At 40.0% G+C, this 16,349-nt stretch carries 14 protein-coding genes and 1 tRNA gene; 7 read left to right on the forward strand and 8 right to left on the reverse strand.

The window, feature by feature from the left end:
• Positions 1-5 precede the first annotated feature (5 nt).
• The 5 genes from BQ9859_RS11460 to BQ9859_RS11480 all read right to left on the reverse strand — a co-directional run bounded on the left by BQ9859_RS11460 (position 6) and on the right by BQ9859_RS11480 (position 5,613).
• Positions 6-1,757, reverse strand: a complete 1,752-nt coding sequence (locus BQ9859_RS11460) for an ABC-F family ATP-binding cassette domain-containing protein (RefSeq protein WP_075878291.1) — start codon at positions 1,755-1,757, stop codon at positions 6-8.
• Positions 1,751-3,088, reverse strand: a complete 1,338-nt coding sequence (locus BQ9859_RS11465; RefSeq protein WP_075878292.1) for an RsmB/NOP family class I SAM-dependent RNA methyltransferase — start codon at positions 3,086-3,088, stop codon at positions 1,751-1,753. Before BQ9859_RS11465 ends, BQ9859_RS11460 begins: the two co-directional genes overlap by 7 nt.
• 30 nt (positions 3,089-3,118) lie before the next feature.
• Entirely contained in the window at positions 3,119-3,676 is a 558-nt protein-coding gene (locus tag BQ9859_RS11470) for a DUF1836 domain-containing protein (RefSeq protein ID WP_075878424.1), read from the reverse strand.
• 145 nt (positions 3,677-3,821) lie between these two features.
• A complete protein-coding gene (gene nagA, locus BQ9859_RS11475; RefSeq protein WP_075878293.1) occupies positions 3,822-4,961 on the reverse strand; it encodes an N-acetylglucosamine-6-phosphate deacetylase in 1,140 nt (379 codons plus the stop codon).
• 136 nt (positions 4,962-5,097) lie between these two features.
• A complete protein-coding gene (locus tag BQ9859_RS11480; RefSeq protein ID WP_075878294.1) occupies positions 5,098-5,613 on the reverse strand; it encodes a TetR/AcrR family transcriptional regulator in 516 nt (171 codons plus the stop codon).
• 224 nt (positions 5,614-5,837) lie between these two features.
• Here BQ9859_RS11480 and BQ9859_RS11485 point away from each other — a divergent pair.
• Positions 5,838-5,913, forward strand: a tRNA-Thr gene (locus BQ9859_RS11485).
• 122 nt (positions 5,914-6,035) lie between these two features.
• On the opposite strand, the gene BQ9859_RS11490 is transcribed toward BQ9859_RS11485, so the two are convergent.
• Together BQ9859_RS11490 and pfkB are read right to left on the reverse strand one after the other, a co-directional pair.
• Positions 6,036-7,283, reverse strand: coding sequence for a peptidoglycan bridge formation glycyltransferase FemA/FemB family protein (locus BQ9859_RS11490; protein ID WP_202613493.1), 1,248 nt, complete (start codon positions 7,281-7,283; stop codon positions 6,036-6,038).
• Positions 7,284-7,494: 211 nt separating this feature from the next.
• Entirely contained in the window at positions 7,495-8,427 is a 933-nt protein-coding gene (gene pfkB / locus BQ9859_RS11495) for a 1-phosphofructokinase (protein ID WP_075878296.1), read from the reverse strand.
• 285 nt (positions 8,428-8,712) lie between these two features.
• Here pfkB and BQ9859_RS11500 point away from each other — a divergent pair, with 285 nt between their 5' ends.
• Positions 8,713-10,401, forward strand: a complete 1,689-nt coding sequence (locus tag BQ9859_RS11500) for an IS1634 family transposase (RefSeq protein ID WP_075878297.1) — start codon at positions 8,713-8,715, stop codon at positions 10,399-10,401.
• A 130-nt stretch (positions 10,402-10,531) separates the two neighbouring features.
• Here BQ9859_RS11500 and BQ9859_RS11505 read toward each other — a convergent pair whose 3' ends face one another.
• Positions 10,532-11,728 (reverse strand): cation diffusion facilitator family transporter, encoded by a 1,197-nt coding sequence (locus tag BQ9859_RS11505; RefSeq protein WP_075878298.1) that lies wholly within the window; start codon positions 11,726-11,728, stop codon positions 10,532-10,534.
• A 98-nt stretch (positions 11,729-11,826) separates the two neighbouring features.
• On the opposite strand from BQ9859_RS11505, the gene BQ9859_RS11510 reads away from it, so the two are divergent.
• From BQ9859_RS11510 to BQ9859_RS11530, 5 genes are all read left to right on the forward strand, one after another.
• Positions 11,827-12,705 carry a hypothetical protein gene (locus BQ9859_RS11510; protein WP_075878299.1) on the forward strand — a complete coding sequence of 293 codons (879 nt, stop codon included), beginning with the start codon at positions 11,827-11,829 and terminating at the stop codon, positions 12,703-12,705.
• Positions 12,706-12,969: 264 nt separating this feature from the next.
• On the forward strand, positions 12,970-13,290 hold the full coding sequence (locus BQ9859_RS11515; protein WP_075878300.1) for a PTS sugar transporter subunit IIA: 321 nt from the start codon (positions 12,970-12,972) through the stop codon (positions 13,288-13,290).
• Between the two features lies 1 nt (position 13,291).
• Positions 13,292-14,707 (forward strand): glycoside hydrolase family 1 protein, encoded by a 1,416-nt coding sequence (locus BQ9859_RS11520; protein ID WP_075878301.1) that lies wholly within the window; start codon positions 13,292-13,294, stop codon positions 14,705-14,707.
• Complete coding sequence (locus BQ9859_RS11525) at positions 14,704-14,994, forward strand: PTS sugar transporter subunit IIB (protein WP_075878302.1); 291 nt, start codon at positions 14,704-14,706, stop codon at positions 14,992-14,994. Before BQ9859_RS11520 ends, BQ9859_RS11525 begins: the two co-directional genes overlap by 4 nt.
• Positions 14,995-15,016: 22 nt before the next feature.
• Positions 15,017-16,306: a PTS sugar transporter subunit IIC gene (locus BQ9859_RS11530; RefSeq protein ID WP_235846442.1), complete on the forward strand. Its 1,290-nt coding sequence runs from the start codon at positions 15,017-15,019 to the stop codon at positions 16,304-16,306.
• Positions 16,307-16,349 lie beyond the last annotated feature (43 nt).

Below are 16,349 nucleotides of genomic sequence, written 5' to 3' on the forward strand. Positions count from 1 at the left end.
CTTTTTTATCGTTTTGTCAATGCATCGATCTGTGCTTTGCGCTCACTGAGTTCCATCCAGCGCTCCATCTTTGCTTCTAATTCCTGCTGCAATGCTTCCCGCTGCTTGGAAAGCATGTCTAAAGATTGAAAATCACTGGTTTCCCCCATTTGCTGATCAACCGCAGCCATTTGTTTTTCAATAGCATCGATCGTTTCTTCCATATGATTCAGTTCTTGTTTTTCCTTGCTTGACATCTTTGGAACCGCAGTTGTCTTTACATGTTCCTTTTTGCTTTCCGGACTTGTCTTCTGTGTCACAAAGTATTCTTGATTGGCACTGTAACCGCCGATATGGTGCATGATCTGTCCATTTTGGAAAATAAATAGTGCATCACAGATGCGGTCCAAAAAGTAACGATCATGTGATACGGTCACCACGATTCCTGGAAAAGTATCCATATAATCTTCCAGGATCGCTAGAGTCGTAATATCCAAATCATTGGTCGGTTCATCCAATAATAAAACATTTGGCTTTTCCATCAATACTTTTAATAAATATAATCTTCGTTTTTCACCGCCAGAGAGAAACTTGATCGGCAGATACTGCATCGATCGGTCAAATAGAAAACGCTCCAACATCTGAGATGCATTGAGGATCCCGTCTCCAGTATCCACGGCATCTCTTTGTTCCCGGATATAATCGATGACTCTTTGCTGCGGATCCATTTCTTCATGTCCCTGATGAAAGTAACCGATCCTTACCGTTTCTCCATAAATGACTTCTCCTTCATCCGGCTGCAATTCACCAGAGAGGATACGCAATAAGGTCGTTTTGCCGCAGCCATTCTGCCCGATGATGCCGATACGGTCATGCCGTTTGAAAGGATAATTGAAATGTGCAAATAACAGATGATCGCCAAAGCTTTTTGCAATATTGCTACATTCGATCGTCTTTTTACCTAAGCGCGCATTGGCAAATGACAATGCGATCTTTTCTTCCACTTCTTCATATTTCTGCTCACTCATCTTTTCGAAACGTTCCAGACGAGAGCGGCTTTTGGTCGTCCGCGCCTGTACGCCGGCCCGTACCCATTCTAATTCCTTTTTCAAGATCTGCTGCCGCTTTTGTTCTTTGGTCCGTGCCAACTCCAATCGTTTTTCTTTTTCTTCGATATACGTCGAATAATTGGCTTCATAAACATAAAGAGAGCCTTGGGACAGTTCAAACATGCGCTGACAGATGCGTTCCATAAAATAACGGTCATGGGTGACCATAAAAACAGCAGCCGTACTCTTTTGTAAATATTGTTCCAGCCAGGCTATCATCTCAACATCCAAATGGTTGGTCGGCTCATCCAACAGCAAGAGATCACATGGCTGTAAGAGCGCTTTAGCCAATGCCACACGCTTTTTCTGGCCGCCGGAAAGATGTTTGCATATCAGTGAAAGATCTTTCATTCCCAAACGTGTCAAGATACTCTTTGCTTCATATTCCGCAACATCTTTTCCATGCTGCAGCACTTCTTGCAAGATCGTAGCCTCATCGTCCAGAATTGGATCCTGTTCCAACACGGATATGCGCAGATCGCGTTTTTTCAACAAGGTGCCATCATCGCACTGTTCTTTTCCGCTCAAGATTTTTAACAAGGTGCTTTTGCCGGTTCCATTGATTCCCACCAATGCGATCTTGTCCCTTTCTTCAATTGAAAAGCTCACATCCTGCAAGATTGATTTTAATGCATATTTTTTTGATACATGTTCTGCACTGATCAACATAATTTCACCTGCTCACTCATACGCATTCCTTTTGGATATCGATTTTTGATCCATGTTCCATCCCCTTTTCCATAGCCTAATGGAAAGCCTTCATAACGCATGCATAAAAAGCCTTTTGCCTCTGCCATGATCGGATGTCCCTTTAAAAACTGTTCGCATTTCGCTATATCCATATCATAAGTATGACGCAATCCTTCCTGGTGGATCGACGCCATATAAAAGTGCTGATGCGGTTCGAACCGTTTTTTTACGATTTCTCCACACAATATTCCTTGTCTGATCACATTCAGCTTCCCTAATGATAGAAACGGCTGCCTTCGTGCAAATACTTTTTCTTTCTGCTGTAACAGATAAGGATCCTGCTGTGTCAATTGATCTTTGAAAAAATGAAGTGCCAGAGGATCGATCGTTGACGATTTCATTGTTTTGATCGATGTTCGCTGCTGATCCCCTCGTTTTTGCAGTTTGGCGATAAAATGGCCTTCCCCTCCATCCATTGGAAAGATACGGCGGACCTTTGCTGCATCGATTCCGCAACCTGAAAAACCGATCCTGCCAAAAGAAACACCGCAGTCGATCAATTCCATATCTGGAAATTCTTGTAAAAATGCCGCAATGGTTTCTTCATTTTCTTCCTTTGCATATGTACATGTCGAATAGACCATGATCCCGCCCGGCCGCAACGTCTCATAGGCACTGCGCAGGATCTCTCTTTGCCGCTGTGCACAAAACGCCACTTGTTCTTCGCTCCAATCTTCGATTGCCTGCTCATGCTTTTTAAACATTCCTTCTCCGCTGCAAGGTGCATCGACCAATACTTTATCGAAACATGCCGGTAAAGCGGCTGCGATCTTTTGCGGACGTTCATTGGTGATGGCATATTCACTAAAACCTAATCGTTCCATATTGGACAAAAGGATCATCGCACGTTTAAATTCAATTTCATTGCTTAATAAAAAGCCGGTATGACGGAGTTTGGAAGCAATCTGAGTACTTTTTCCGCCAGGTGCTGCACACAGATCCAAGATCCATTCTCCTTCTTGCACATCCAATACTTCCACTGCACTGCTGGCACTAGGTTCCTGCAGATAAAACACACCGGAAAGATGCAATGGATGATTACCGATATGTTCTTCTTTGATATAGAAGGATTGGGGACAGATCACACTAGGCGTGCATTCCCATGGCGAGATCGAAAGAAAATGTTCAATGCTGCAGCGTGTTTCATTGATACGCAATCCGCGAAACCGCGGCTGCTGCAAAGATTCTACATAGGCATCATATTCGTCCTTCAAATACAGTTTCATCCGGTTCAAAAAAGCCTCTTTCATCGTATTCTCCTCTCTGCAAAAGAACAGGGCTTATTCACCCCGTTCCTCTCCTTTTTTATCTTTTGCCAGATTCACGATCTTCTTTGCTACCATTCTGGAAGCAAAAGCAAGTGTGATCAATCGAATCGGTACATTATCACCATGAAAATTCATCAGGTATTCACTGACTTTGCCTTCTTGCTTCTCCAAAACCTGTGTTGCAATCATCTGCAGAGCATTTTCCTGTTCATCACAAAATAAATTGAAAGCGCCTTTCGGTCCCAGTTGTGCGATCTGAAAGTCAATACCGTCTTTTACTTGAGAAATTGTTAATACTTGTTTCATCAAAGTGATTGCCAGCAAATAAGCAATATGTTCTCTATTATAACGTTTTTTCACTGGTTTTGGTATCAGTTCCATCTTCACATAATTATTGATCATTGAATTGGTGATGATCACATCTTCTTCATCAAACAAATTTTTCAAATACTGTTTGACCAGTGTGATCAACTGATCCATATAAATATCAAACGTTGGCAGATCTTCCCAGCGGGGTAAACGATAGGCAATCATTTGCTGACAAAATTCCTTCAGCTTCTCATTCTCCATTCCCAAAAAACCTCTCCTTCTGTGACATCTCGTTTTAATTATTATATTCTCATACTCAGTATTCGTCAATAATCGTTTAAATTACTAATAATTGTGATGAAACAGCAATAAAAAAGCTTCCTAAGAAGCTTTTTAAATACTTTGATTAAAACGCCTTTTGACCTCTTACGTATGTCATCTCTACAGAATAGTCATCATTCAATACAACGATATCTGCATCACAACCTACACGGATCGCACCTTTGCGATTGTCGATGCCCAGCAGACGTGCAGGGTTCAATGTACATGAATTGATGGCATAGTCCCAAGGTACTTGTGCTTTTTCAACTAAAACACGCAGTCCTTCATTTACTTTCAATGTAGATCCTGCCAAGCCCTTTGTGCTGGTCAAATGCGCACTGCCATCTGGATACAGTTCGATTTCATTTCCGCCAAAGAGAACCTTTGTACCGACTGGCAAACCTTTTACCATCAATGCATCTGTTATCATGATCGTATAGTCGCGTCCTTTTGACATGAACAATGTATTTAATGAATTAACGTTTGAGTGATTTCCATCACAAATAACTTCTCCATATGTATCACGGAAACGCATAGCTGCACCGATCAAACCTGGATTACGATGATGGAATGGCGTCATACCATTAAAGATATGTGTCATGCTTCTTGCACCATTGGCAATAGCCATTTGTGCTTGTTCAAATGTTGCCCCGGAATGTCCAATGCTGACAATCACTCCGTGTTGTGCTAAATAACGAGTCAATGTGAAATCATCATCATGTTCTGTTGCCATCGTTATGATCTTGATCAATCCGTTTGCTGCTTTCTGATAACGTTCAAATTGTTCGATCGTACCCTTTACACAGTATTGTTCCGGCTGTGCACCTTTGTATTTTTGATCCAAATACGGTCCTTCAAAATGAATACCCAGGATCTCTGCTCCTTCATAACCTTCATCAACGACTTTTGCAACATTGGCAACTGCTTTTGTCAATACTTCTTCACTTTGCGTAATCGTTGTTGGCAGGATGCCGGTGACTCCTTCCTGCGGAATGTTCTTCATCCATTTACGCAAACCTTCTTCGTTTGCATCATTGGTATCAAATCCATATGCTCCATGTGTATGAATATCAATGAATCCAGGTACAACACGTTTCTCTCCATAATCTTCATCTGGTGTTTTTTCCCCATAAGGTAAAATTGCCGTAATCTTTCCATCTTCTACTTCAACCTGTGCCTCCAGCCAATTGCCAAGAACCCAGACCTTTTTACTTTGAATGATCATATAGAATTACCTCCCGTATCAATAAATGATCTCTTTACTCTTATTATACTCCCTTTTTGGTAGATGCCAAAGGAAACGCTTTCTGTCTATCAAATAATGCAAACATTCTGGTGAAAAATCCAAATGATATCGATTCCTATTTTAACTTTGATAAAATGAAATCTAATTTTTTGGCCGCTTCATATGCCCCTATTCTTTCTTTTTCAACTAGCCAAGATTGCAGAAAACCGCTGATGCCTTCTGCTAAAAAAGAAACCGTTAAAGGATCCAGATTCTTTGCCTCCTTATAAAACAGCATTTTAAATGCCTGTTTTACATGTGTTTGTTGCAGAAAAGAGGATCGTAAATAAAAAGATCGATCTTCTTTTGCCCATTCAAATAATACAAATGTTTTAGGGAGCAGCTTTTGATTTAATGGATCTTGTTGAAACTGAGTGACTCTTTTTTTCAAATCATCTAAAATTTGAGCATATAAGTCTTCATAAGCTTCTTCCATTGATGAAAAATGCAGATAAAAAGTTCCACGCGTAATTGATAGATCCTGACATAACTCTTTGATGGATGGCGGGATTCCCTCTTTCATGATTGTATCATGCAATTGTTTCAAGATCTTTTGATGCGTCTCAATCGAACACTGATATGTTTTTTTCACAGCTCTGTTCTCCCTTCTTTCACCTATTATAACGAATGTATTCACAAATGACAACGCATGGAATAAACAGTAAAACCAACAGCATCTGTAGGAACAGGCTGTTGATTTTACCAGCATCTATGATTTTCACTCTTGAAAAATCCAATAAAACACTCTTGAAAATCCAATAAAAAAGATTTGCTTCTTTTAAAATTTGAGGTATAATATATACGTTCATGACTTATGCCGACTTAGCACAGCTGGTAGTGCAACGCACTCGTAACGCGTAGGTCGGGGGTTCGAGTCCCTTAGTCGGCACCATCTAAAAAAGGAAAGAAGCAAGTACAGGTACCTGCTTCTTTTTTTGCATGATTTTGTGCATTGTGCAATAATAGGAAGCTTGATTTTCAGCTTCCTATCTAATGGATACAACCGCAAGCGATTCATTCATTTGTTTCTTCTTCATTGTGTTGCAGCATTCGACGTTTGCGGATCGTATAGGCTTTCTGTGAAGCATGGTAAAGAAGATGACTGACCGGAAGATCAAACTCGCCAATAAATTCATTGATATGCGGATGAAAATTGGCTTTGAATTTGGTCAATCCATCTTGCAGGCTTCCTTCGATGCCGCCCATATTGTAGTAATCACATCCGCTTTCAAATCCCCATTCCATACAGGCAGTGAAAACAGCATAGGATGGCATATAACGCTTAAATCGCTCATCCATACCAGCATACAGCAGTTCAGCAGTATGCCCATATTTGATGCATAAACCACCCGCAATGGTAATTTCTTCTCCATTTTTTTCTAACAATTCTTTTAGCTCGCTCACTTCTCGCGTATAGGAACTGTGTTGTTCTTCCAACGTAAAACGTTTTTTCTTTGCATTTTCGGGACAAGCGGCGAGCTCCTGTTCATTGGCATTCAATTTTTGCACACTTTCTTCGTATAGCTTACGAACCGGCAAAACAGCTAAACAGATGATCGAATCATTGGGATATGCTTCCAGTAACTTTTTGAAATATTCCTGATCACGTAAAGAAATCCCTTTTCGTTCTTCTGTACAATGCAGCACTTGGGCAAAGCGTGCAACCGCTTCTTCACCGCATAAACGGATCTGTACATGTTTCTTTTCGGCAATTGACAAACCTTTGCGAGCATGTTTAGAAAATAATTCGCGAATATTTTCTTCTTTATACACATTTGCCTGAAAGCGAGGTTGAATGCTGTCTTTGATCGAGAGTGAAAGTCCCTGGTGGATGGCTCCCGCTTCTTTCATATTTTCCAAGATCTGCGCGATCTCTTCATGAACTTGTGCCTCTTCTTTCTCTTCTAGCAAATAATCACGGTAATGGATGCCCGGATCCATTTTGATGAATAAGCAATGATGCTTTTTTGCCCACCGCTGCAAATGCTTCATAAAAAAGCAGACCAATTCTTTATTTTGATAATCCATGACGGGACCTCTAGGTATATAGAACATCGTAAAATGCAATGGCAATCGTTTGATCAAAACCAAAGCACTTGCCACCAAGTGATCTCCCTCTTTTACAGCTACGATCGCATGATCCCAATTTTCTTTGACTTTTGCCCAGCTTGCAGACTGCAAAAGATTACACATCGCGTTTGTTTGCACAAATGCATCATGTTGGCCAGGATCTACTTGTTCTAGAAAGCAATACATCTGCATAACTCCTTCCGCCTTGTTTATTCGTCTTTTTGATAAACGAATCTTTTCAGCTGCTGATTTTTCATCAGCATTATCAGCAAGCAGTATTATATCATTGTCTCACCAATAATCCAACAAGGTCATCTGACTTCTTTTATGATTCAGAACTTTTTCATTCTGCAACATAAAAAGAAGGAAATCTTTTTTCAGATATCCTTCGCTCTTTGCTCACTCAATTTTTATCCGATTCACGTAAAATTTCAATTTCGATCTGGTCTGCCAATTGTTTTACAGCTTCTCCTTTCGCAATGCCATAGGTAAAAGCACTTGCACTTCCAGCTGCCAATCCCATCCGGAAAGCTTCTTTATAATCACCATGTTGCAGCCATCCATACAAGAAGCCGGCAGTCATCGAATCACCGCAGCCAATCGTGCTGACGACAATGCCGTGTGCACTTTTTCCATAATAGATAGCTCCCTGTTCATCAAGCAGATAAGCCCCGTCCCCTCCACAGGAAACCAATACATTTTTTACACCTTTTTGCTGAAGGGCCTGCATGCTGGAAAATAAGATGCCCTCTTTCATCGGACATTGAAATACTTCTTCAAGTTCATGAATATTGGGTTTTATCAGAAATGGTTTTTCCTTGATGGCATGCAGCAGGCTTTCCCCATTCGTATCCACGACGCACAATGCGCCGTTTGCTGAAACCACTTGCATCAATTGTGCATAAAAAGTTGCCGGTATGCTTTTTTGAACGCTCCCGGATAAGATCAGGATATCGCCTTGTCCTAAAGAAGACAGAGATTCAATCATTTTCGTTAATTCTTCCTGATCCGGCTGCGTCCCCTGTCCGTTGATCTCGGTTTCTTCTTCTGCATTGATTTTAATATTGATTCGGGTAAATCCATTCTTCACCGGCAGAAATGCTGTCCGCAAACCCATCGCTTGGACACCGGCCTCATACATCTGTGCGGTCTCGCCGCCAATAAATCCATAAGCGATCGAATCCAATCCTAACTCTTTTAACATAAGAGATACATTGATGCCTTTTCCCCCATAAATCAGTTTTTCATCTTTTGTACGCTGCATCGCGCCCAAAGTTAATGACTCTAGTTTGATCATGTAATCCAATGACGGATTGACTGTTAATGTATAGATCATAGTTTCCTCCTTTTGCACATTGCAAATTCTGAGCTTCACTGACTATATTTACAGCATATTTCAATATTATTATACTATGCACCAGTTCACCGTCAAGCGCCATTTCATCGACAAAATATACCCGTCTTTAGAGGTTTGCACCATGAATGTTTAGAGGCTATTCTGAGAAAAAGTCGAGATTATCCAGTATTTATCGTTGTTTTTTGTACTTTAAATTTATTTTATTTTTTTTATTTATTTGATATAATTATGGTGTAAATGTGTAATGCTTGGAGGACACTTTCTATGGCCTATTTTCTTAAAAAAACAAAACGAAATGACAGACTTTATCTTTCCATCTATGAGAGTTTTTATTCTCCAGAAACTAAAAACACTCGACATAAAAGTTTTCGTAAAATCGGTTTCGTTGATGCTCTTATCGAACAGGGTATAGATGATCCAATCTCTCATTTTCAGAAAGAAGTCAATGAACTGAATTCTAAACGGGAGACAGAAAAGTGTCGCATCAACTTTCAACAGATTTCCGACATTTCACCAGAACTGTGTCTGGGTTATGTGCCAATTGCGAAAATCTTGAACATGCTGGATGTAAAAGAACATTTTGGGTATTTAAGTTCTTCAAGGAAATTCGAGTTCGATGTATATGATGTCTTTTCCGCTCTTGTATATGCTCGTGTTGTTGCGCCTTTATCTAAACATCAGACTTTTCATGATATTCTTCCAAAGCTATCTGTTCAAAAAAACTTCAGTTATGATCAACTCCTAGAGGGCTTGGAATTCATGGGCGAAGAATATGAGAAACTGGTTGAAATACTGACCGTTGCGACTGATGACAATTTTATTCTGGATTCCAGCCGTTCTTATTTTGATTGTACAAACTATTATTTTGAAATCGATAAGGAATCTACTCTTCAAAAAAGAGGGCCTTCCAAAGAAAATCGAAGAGACCCTATTGTGGGAATGGGCCTTCTTTTAGACGCACAGATGTTACCAATCGGCATGAAGATATTCCCAGGCAATGAATCTGAAAAGCCGGTCATGCGTGATCTAATCCACGATTTGAAATCAAGAAACAATATCAAGGGCCGTACCATCCAAATAGCTGATAAAGGCCTTAACTGTGCTAAAAATATTATTGAAGCTATTGATAATGGAGATGGCTATCTGTTTTCGAAATCTGTAAAAACCCTTCCTGAAAGAGAAAGACAATGGGTTCTTCTTGATGACGGATTCGAAACAGTGTTTGATCAGAACGGAGAACCCGTTTATAAAATCAAGGAATGCATCGATACGTTTACTTATTCATACAAGGATGAATATGGGAATGTAATAACTCGTAATATAAAAGAAAAAAGAACAGTTACCTATAACTTCAGTCTCGCAAAGAAGAAACTGATGGAAATCAATAGAATGATTGAAAAAGCCAAGGCACACCGTGCATGCCAGGCCAAAAAAGAAGAATATGGTGAATCATCAAAATATATGCAGTTTCTAGATGATCAGGGGAAAAGTATAAAACCCCAGCTAAATCAAAAAGCTATAGACAAAGACAAAGAACTAGCCGGATATAATATGCTCGTAACATCTGAAATCAATATGTCATCAAAAGACATATACAATGCTTATCATCAGCTTTGGCAAATCGAAGAATCCTTCCGCATCATGAAGTCCGAACTTGATACACGTCCGGTCTATCTACAAAAAGAAAATCGGATCAAAGGTCATTTCTTCATCTGTTACACAGCCGTGTTATTATCACGAATCCTTCAATTCAAGATTCTGGAAAATAAATACTCAGCAAGTACAATATACGATTTCATGAGAAAATTTCGAGTTGTAAGAATCAACTCAACAAGATTCATAAATCTATTAACCAGCAAAGAATTCGTAACAGATCTATCCAAAAAATTAAATCAACCAATAACAAATTATTATCTAACAGATAAACAAATAAAAATGATGCATACTCGATAATCAAATATCGAGTGTTGCACCATTTTTTACTATTCAACCTCTAAAGTCAGGTATTATACTATGCACCAGTTCACCGTCAAGCGCCATTTCATCGACAAAATATAGAAAAAACGATGAAAATCCCATCGTTTTATTTGTCTCCTTCTTCTCTTTTTTCATCACTCGTATAGGCGTGATCGAAAGTGATCACTGCATAACATTCCGGTCGCTGTTCATGAACCAGATCTGTGATCTGTTTCATCAATTGTTCATCTGAGCTCGCGATGCCAAAAGGAACGACCACATCAAATATCATATTTGTATGCGTGGTCCCCGGCACTACTCGAAAATCATGAAAAGTCAAACGGCCATCCACTTTATCCAAGATCTTGCGTACCATTTCTTTCAGCTCATTTGTAAGTGCATCATCCGTACGGATCGGATCCATATGGACGACTGTTTCAATACCCATTTCTTCTTTGATCTCTTTTTCGATATTATCCACCATGTCATGGCTTTCAAAAATATCCCTGCGATAATCGACCTCCACATGGACACTGACAAACAGGCGATTCGGTCCATAATCATGCACGATCATATCATGGACACCTAAGACCCCGTCATATTTCTTTATACGCTCATAGATTTCCTGTACCAGTTCCGGATCAGGCGCCTTTCCTAATAAATCATCTAATGCGCTGCGGATAAGCGAGATCCCTGTATAAAGGATAAATGCGGCTACGATCATGCCCATATAGCCGTCCAGATTAAATTTTAGAACCGGTGATAAGATTGTAGATAACAACACCGCACTGGTTCCTAACACATCCGAAAGAGAGTCTGCAGCTGTTGCTTCCAACAGTGAAGAATGCAGACGTTTTCCATAAGCATGATTATAGGTATACATCCAGACCTTTACCAAGATCGATGCCAGCAGCACGATGATCGCTACCCATGAGAATATAATTTCTTCCGGATGCAAGATTTTTTGAAAACTCTGCTGAACCATCTCTACTCCTAAATATAAGATCAATACAGCGACCAATAAAGAAGCAAGACATTCATATCGTGCATGACCAAAGGGATGTTTGGCATCTGCCGGACGGCTGGACAAACGAAAACTGATTAAAGAGATGATGGAACTTCCTGCATCTGATAAGTTATTGATTGCATCTGCTGTAATAGATACACTGTTTGCTAAAGTACCCGCAACAAATTTAAAAATGCACAAAAAAACATTATTGATCACTCCAACAGTAGCTGTTACATTCCCGATTGCCTTGCGGACATGTTCATTTTCTGTTTGTTCATGATCTTTTACAAAAAAGCGGACCAATAAACGCATCATATTGCACTCCCCCTTTTATTCATCCCTATAATCTATCACATTTTGATTCAAAACGCAAAATTTGCACTGTTTCTACATACAATACAATGGTGATGGAAATGCGTCGATTCGAATATGCTTGTCTTTATCTGCTGATCCTGCTGCTTTTCTTTTTTGGCAATGCGGTCAGTTCCAGCGTCGTCATGTCTTTAAAAATCTGGTGGAACACTTTGATTCCCGGCATGCTGGTTCCCATGATCCTTATTCGCTTTCTCTATCTACGTCAAGGTTTTGATGCCCTGGGTTCCTCCTTTTTCAATCGGATCTTTCATATGAAAAACAATGGGATCGCTTATGTGGTTTGCCCCATGCTGTTAGGATTTCCAGCAGGATCTTTGTTTATTGACCAAGCTTATGAAGAACATCATCTCAATGCAGAAGGAATGCGCCGGTTATTGCTCTGTTGTTGTTTTCCAACACCAGGCTTTGTTATCCTGACCCTAGGTACCCTATATCAAGACATCGCTGTTGGCTGGAAACTCTATTTCTGTATCATCATTGGCGGATGTATTTTATTATTTATGACCAGGAAACAAATCGTCATTCCCTCTTTGTCTTCTTCGCATGTTCCATCCCTTTTTTCTGCTTTGTCTGATTCGATCTGGTATAGTGTTCGATCCATGCTGCTGATCGGTGTCTATTTGTTATTATTTCTTTCCATTGCCTCCATCCTGCAATTTTTTCTGCCCTCTTTTCTCATCCTTCCTTTTCAATTGATTGCCGAGTTCAGCAGCGGTGTGCTGCTTTGTGCAACCCTTTCTCTTCCTATAAAGATAAAACTGCTCATTACAGTGGCTTTGCTTGCATTTGGCGGCTTATGCGTGCACTTACAAATTCTCTCTTCTTTGCAGCATCACCCTTTTTCTTATCTGACATTTCTTCGCTATCGACTCCTTCATGCATGTTTTGCTGTTTTGATTGCTTGTATCATCATCTAAAGATACAGTTCCTCCCTCTTTAAGAATTCTTTCCTGTCTTATCCATGTCACCCTCTGCTTGCTCATGGAAACAACATAAGAATGCTCAACACAGAACAGTCTAAGATCTTTTATTTTTGCAGAACGATCTTGGACTTTTTTCATTCCTTATTTCATACATAGGCAAAGAAAATCAACCATTTCCACTTTAAAGTGGAAAATTCTGTTTTTTCAAATGATTCATAAATATTTACAATAAAATGTAAGACAGAAAGGAGATAATGAATGGATATTGAAGTGAGCTGCATGCAAATGATATTGCATAGTGGAAATGCACGAGGCAACGCCTATGAAGCAATCGATGAAATCAAAAAAAAGAATTTTGATCATGCTGTTTCCTTATTAGATGATGCGAAACAAGAACTGCTGCTTTCACAAAAGACACATGCTCAGCTGCTGAGAGAAATGGCTTCTCAAAATGATGTACCAGCGAATTTGCTGTTGATTCACGCTGAAGACCATGTAGCCAGTTCGGAAGTCGTTTGTGATATGGCAAAAGAACTATTTGCTGTCTATGAAATTTTAGCAAAAAGAAAGGAGTATTAAAGTGCCGCTTAGAAAAGATTTTTTATGGGGAAGCGCAACTGCTTCTTATCAGTGTGAAGGAGCCTGGAACGTTGATGATCGTGCACCAAGCATGTGGGACGTTTATCTTCATGATGGAAATTATGAAAATGGAGATATTGCCAGCGATCACTATCATCACTACAAAGAAGATATTGAAATGATGGCCAAAGGTGGACAGAATACATATCGCTTATCCTTGTCATGGCCGCGCATTATCAAAGACAAAGAAGGAAATGTCAATGAAAAAGGAATTGCTTTTTATCGAGATCTTCTGCTGACCTGCAAAAAGAACAACATCGTTCCTTTTGTTACAATTTACCACTGGGATCTTCCGCAATATTGGGAAGAAGAAGGCGGTTGGCTCAACAAACAGACTTGTTACGCCTATGAACACTATGCAAAAGTCTGCTTTGATCATTTTCATGATCTTGTCGAGCACTGGGTTACTTTTAACGAACCTAAATGGTTCACGTTCAGTGGTTATCTGGTTGGAAACTATCCGCCGGGACACCAAAGCGTACAGGAAATGATCACAGCTGCTTATCATGTTATGTACGCAAGTGCGCTGGGTGTCAGGGCTTTCCGCCAAGGTCATTATCCAGGTCAAATCGGAATCGTTCACAGTTTTGGTCCAGTGGACGGCGTCGATGACAGCTTGCAAACGCGGATCGCTATGCGCTATGCCGATAATTATGCAAACAATTGGATATTGGATACGGCTGCCAAAGGAGAAATTCCTTTTGATCTGTTATGTGTGTTATCACAGAAATATGATCTTTCCTTCATAAAAGATGAAGAACTGAAAGTCATAAAGGAAAATACCGTGGATTTTCTTGGACTGAACTATTATTCACGCATTCTCGTTCGTCCATATAAAAGCGGGGAGACCACTTTTGTAGTCAATAACCAAGGGAAAAATTTCAAAGGAGAAAGCAAGATCGTCATCAAAGGATGGTTTGAACAAATTATGAAAAATCCGGATGCCATCTACACAGAATGGGACACTGAAATTTATCCGCAAGGTCTGGAAAAAGGATTGATCGATGTATATGAACGATATCATTTACCGATCTTCATCACGGAAAATGGCGTCGGTGTGCGGGAAGATGTCAAAGTTGATCAGGTACAGGATGATTATCGTATTTCTTTCATGAATGACCACATCAATTCCATGATGAATGCAGCGGATAAGGGAGTCGATATCCGAGGTTACTATGCATGGAGCAGTTTTGACCTGTATTCATGGAAAAACGGTGTTGAAAAACGTTATGGATTGGTTGCAATTGATTTTGATGATCCGCAATTAACCCGCAAGCCTAAAAAAAGTTATGATTGGTTCAAAGAAATCATAGAAAGCAACGGCGAAAAAATAAAAAGAAAGGAATGGAATTTATGAAAGTAATGTTAGTCTGCAATGCAGGTATGTCTACAGGAATACTGGCTAAGAAGATCGAAGAAGCCAGTGAAGGCAAACTGGAATGCAAAGCTTATGGAGAAGCAGAATATCTTGATCACATGGATGAAGGATATCAGCTGATTTTGATCGGTCCGCAAATCCGTCATCTAAAAGGACAGATTGAAGAATCAGTCGATATTCCGGTCGATACGATTCCTCCGCAGTATTATGGAATCATGAACGGAAAAGCAATCTTTCAGGAGATTCAAAAAAAATATAACATTTAGTAGTTAAAAAGAGAGGGATATTATGATGAATACTTTTACATCGTTTCTAGAAAGAAAATTGATGCCTTTTGCGACGAAGTTTTCCACACAGCGACATTTAAAAGCGATACGTGATGCTTTTATCTGTATCATGCCGATCACATTAGCCGGCGGTATCGTTTCCGTTATTTCTGCAGCACCTGTGACAGAAAACACAACCAATGGATTTTTATTAGCATGGTCAAATTTTGCTACCAGCAACAGCACGATCCTCTCCTGGATCAATACGATCACGATGGGAGCCATGTCGCTTTATATTGTGATTGCACTGACCAGCTTTTTAGCAAAATCTTATAAACTGGACAATTTATTACCGATCCTATTGTCTCTTTGCGGGTTTATCTTAACTTCTGTCGCTCCCATTGAACTGGGATTTGATTCTAAGAGTGCAGAGATTTCTTATATGGATGGAAAAGGGATCCTTGCCGCTATTTTCATTTCCATCGTAACTGTTGAATTGTACCGCATCATGCGAAGCAAAAATTTTGGACGAATCAAACTTCCTGATTCTGTACCAGCTTCTCTGTCTGAGACATTTGCTTCTCTTTGCCCAGGTGTTGTCATCATCGCTTTATATTCTGTTTTATTCATTATTTTCTACAACATGCAGACAACGATGCCGGGATGGATCTATACAACGCTGGCACCGGCCTTTACGATTGCAGACAGCCTTCCAGCAACTGTCATCATGACCGCATTCGTGCAATTGTTCTGGTTCTTTGGTGTCCACGATGCTGCTTTTTCCGGAATCCTTGCTCCTATTCGCGAAAGCGGACTTTCTGTGAATGCTGCAGCTAAGTTGGCTGGAGAAACAATGCCTCGTATCTTTACGACTCCATTCTGGGTATACTTTGTCATCATTGGCGGATGCGGATCCGTACTGGCGCTTGCGATCCTGCTTTGCCGTTCCAAATCAAAACAGTTAAAAACCGTTGGCCGCGTTGGTATCATTCCAGCTTTCTTTAATATCTCTGAACCGATCATCTTTGGAGTACCACTGATGTTAAACCCGATCTTTTTCATTCCATTTATCTTGACATCTACTTTGAACTGCTTTATCGCTTATATCTGCACAAGCATCGGCTTGATTGGAAAATCATTCGCCATGTTATCATGGAACATGCCTTCCATCTTCGGAAGTTTCTTATCTACAATGGATATCCGTGCCTTGATTTTAGTCGTTATTCTGATTATCATAGATGCAGTTATCTATTTCCCATTCTTTAAGGTTCAAGAAAAAGCATTGTTAAAAGAAGAAAATGCAAATGATTAAATGATTCTAATATAATGATGAAGCGGCGCCATGTGCGCCCTTC

The sequence above is a fragment of the Merdibacter massiliensis genome (assembly GCF_900155395.1).
GTDB classification, from domain to species: domain Bacteria; phylum Bacillota_I; class Bacilli_A; order Erysipelotrichales; family Erysipelotrichaceae; genus Merdibacter; species Merdibacter massiliensis.

What these genes read in the sequence shown, in the direction of transcription:
- nagA (WP_075878293.1), bottom strand. Translation starts at nt 4,961, where the DNA reads ATGATCATTCAAAGTAAAAAGGTCTGGGTTCTTGGCAATTGGCTGGAG.
- BQ9859_RS11460 (WP_075878291.1), bottom strand. Translation starts at nt 1,757, where the DNA reads ATGTTGATCAGTGCAGAACATGTATCAAAAAAATATGCATTAAAATCA.
- pfkB (WP_075878296.1), bottom strand. Translation starts at nt 8,427, where the DNA reads ATGATCTATACATTAACAGTCAATCCGTCATTGGATTACATGATCAAA.
- BQ9859_RS11510 (WP_075878299.1), top strand. Translation starts at nt 11,827, where the DNA reads ATGCGTCGATTCGAATATGCTTGTCTTTATCTGCTGATCCTGCTGCTT.
- BQ9859_RS11465 (WP_075878292.1), bottom strand. Translation starts at nt 3,088, where the DNA reads ATGAAAGAGGCTTTTTTGAACCGGATGAAACTGTATTTGAAGGACGAA.
- BQ9859_RS11530 (WP_235846442.1), top strand. Translation starts at nt 15,017, where the DNA reads ATGATGAATACTTTTACATCGTTTCTAGAAAGAAAATTGATGCCTTTT.
- BQ9859_RS11515 (WP_075878300.1), top strand. Translation starts at nt 12,970, where the DNA reads ATGGATATTGAAGTGAGCTGCATGCAAATGATATTGCATAGTGGAAAT.
- BQ9859_RS11500 (WP_075878297.1), top strand. Translation starts at nt 8,713, where the DNA reads ATGGCCTATTTTCTTAAAAAAACAAAACGAAATGACAGACTTTATCTT.
- BQ9859_RS11470 (WP_075878424.1), bottom strand. Translation starts at nt 3,676, where the DNA reads ATGGAGAATGAGAAGCTGAAGGAATTTTGTCAGCAAATGATTGCCTAT.
- BQ9859_RS11525 (WP_075878302.1), top strand. Translation starts at nt 14,704, where the DNA reads ATGAAAGTAATGTTAGTCTGCAATGCAGGTATGTCTACAGGAATACTG.
- BQ9859_RS11490 (WP_202613493.1), bottom strand. Translation starts at nt 7,283, where the DNA reads ATGCAGATGTATTGCTTTCTAGAACAAGTAGATCCTGGCCAACATGAT.
- BQ9859_RS11505 (WP_075878298.1), bottom strand. Translation starts at nt 11,728, where the DNA reads ATGATGCGTTTATTGGTCCGCTTTTTTGTAAAAGATCATGAACAAACA.